Source organism: Haemophilus sp. HMSC61B11, from assembly GCF_001838615.1.
Taxonomy (GTDB): Bacteria; Pseudomonadota; Gammaproteobacteria; order Enterobacterales; family Pasteurellaceae; genus Haemophilus_D; species Haemophilus_D parainfluenzae_AD.
Genome location: NZ_KV838008.1, coordinates 1 through 2,345, shown reverse-complemented (window position 1 = coordinate 2,345; position 2,345 = coordinate 1). Strand labels below are relative to the sequence as shown.

Annotated in this window: 1 protein-coding gene and 1 pseudogene; both read left to right on the top strand. The window is 36.8% G+C overall.

What is annotated here, in order from left to right; all coding sequences use genetic code 11:
• A pseudogene (locus tag HMPREF3263_RS10465) lies at positions 1–1,228 on the top strand (hypothetical protein); the annotation flags it as partial.
• Position 1,229: 1 nt separating this feature from the next.
• Positions 1,230–2,258 (top strand): hypothetical protein, encoded by a 1,029-nt coding sequence (locus HMPREF3263_RS10460; protein WP_070853288.1) that lies wholly within the window; start codon positions 1,230–1,232, stop codon positions 2,256–2,258.
• Positions 2,259–2,345: the final 87 nt, after the last annotated feature.

Sequence of the window (2,345 nt, the reverse complement as noted above, 5' to 3'; positions counted from 1 at the left end):
AAAAAAACTCACTACAGAAGAGCTCATTCCAGTAAGAACAGAACTTCCTATCGGCTTAAAAGTAGATGATGAGGATTTTAAAAACGTAACCCACCTTTCATCAAAACTCGATGGTGCAGCAAAACTGTTTGCTTTTTCAGCTATATTAGGCTTTTTTACTGAAGATTCCAGTTATACCAAAGAAGGGCGTTGGGCAAATAATGCCACATTTGCTACTTTATTAGCCTTAACAGAAAAAGTCGCTCCGGGCAGTGAGTTAGGGTTTGAATTTAGGCAGGTTGCCGGTCAGCGCATGTCTTTAACAGCAATTAATAATGCAACAGGAGCAACATTCTCAAGCGGCTGGCAAGCTGCAAGGGCGGGGTTGTTTAATTTCGGCACAGCGCTGGCAGGTATTGGCGTGTTCGTTGAAGTGGCAAATGCCCATGAGGCTAAATATAAAGGCGATGAAATAGACTACTGGGGGGCGGTGTCTAGAGGGACTGGTTCTGCCTTAATGGCGTTATCGCCCGCAACGTTAGGCACCGCGTTAACCATGATGGCATCCACATCAGCGAACGTGGCATTTGCTGGTGCAGCATTGCGTATAGCCGCAATAGCGTTACCTTATGTGGGCGCAATATTGCTATTAATCGGTGTTGGTTTAGCATTGTTTAAGAAAAGCGACATGGAGCTTTGGATTAAACATAGCTTTTGGGGTGATAGTGATAATTATTGGGGAGAAGCTGTTGGGGCTTATGGTTGGACAGACAGACGAGAAAAAGGAAGTTTATTCAAAGACCAATTTAACCATAGTAAATTTTCGAATTCATTAACTCAGCGTGAATATATTTTTTATACATTAGAGCTACAAAGACTATTCTCTATAACAGAAAAAATTAAATTTGAAGTAATAGATAAGCATCATATTTTAGTGATGCATCCTAATATAAATACATCAGATACAGCACAAAAACTAAAAATTACTCACAAATCTATTACCATAAGACGTTCACCTTTCTTGGAAGTATATTCTGAACCTCAAATTATTTTTGATGAAAATAGGTCGGGGCAGGCAATATTATATTTTAAAGATTGGTCTATTAGCGATTCTCTGAGTGGAAATCCTTTATTAGTTAATGCTAATGAAATTGAACGCCTCAAGTTACAAGTTTCCATTCCTCGTTATAATCAAGCAACTGAAGACATAACATCAGATACAACAATATTGGATATAAAAGGTAAGTAATATGCTGTTAAAAAAAATCTACCAAGACCTAGGATTTTCAATACGTAAAGTCAATGAAGATGAAATCGAAATCAAAAACTCAACTTTTGATGGCTATTTGAGAGGTTTTTTTAGAATGCTTATTATTGGTATCTTTGCAGTGATTGCATTTTTAGATTATCAACACAACGAATTCCCCTTATCTGGAATATATAGTGCTATAAAAAATGAACTAAGTTTTGGATTCTATTCTGATGAAGTAATTAAACCTATGCATGATAGACATATTATTACTAGGAAAGATAGCGAATTTATAAAGATGTTCCCCGATGAAAAAATTCTTTCTTATGAAGAGTATAAGTCGGAATATAGCACTGATATATTAAAATCTAAAATATGGTTTATTCTTCACTCTATTTTATTTCTCTTTATTTTCTTGCTCTTTTTCTACCCACGCCATCGCTCAATTCGGCTTAACCGTAAAGAGCGAGTCATTTATATGCAAGCCTTTCATAAAATTTTTGTAATGCCAGTACCGGATAAAGGCGACCCGCTAATGGGGATGAAATATAACCGCTTTAGTTTTTATATGTTCGGTAGCCGTAAGCACTTTTCGTTGTTGATGACGGGGCTTGTAGTGGAAGGGAAATACACCGAGGCTGAACTTTTAGGTTGTTATCCCCTGCCGAATCCTCTGCATAACATGCATCTGATTAAAGCCATGCGGGAATTCTTTACTCAAGAAAATCCTGAATTTTTAAAACATATTGGTAGATTTTATCGCACGCCATGGCTTCGTCCTGCTATTGCTTTTTGTAACAGCTTCAGTTTTATTCGTTTTCCGATTTCCAGCCGGAAGAAAATCGACCGAGCTATCGTAGAACACAAAGCGTTTTGGAATTCTCTTTCTTACAAACAACAAATGCAACGTTATGATAAAGCAGTTAAAGAACAACAAGAACTTAATGAACAACTGGCTTCAGAAGGTTTAATTAACGAAGTTAACGATGACTGGGAGGAAACCGAAAAATCGCCAGCTTTGCAAGATTAATAAACAGGTTGATTGAAAAGTGCGGTAAAATTTTTCAATGTTTTAAAACGCTTAAATAATCAACCGCACTTTTATTTGAGATGAATA

What these genes read in the sequence shown, in the direction of transcription:
- HMPREF3263_RS10460 (WP_070853288.1), top strand. Translation starts at nt 1,230, where the DNA reads ATGCTGTTAAAAAAAATCTACCAAGACCTAGGATTTTCAATACGTAAA.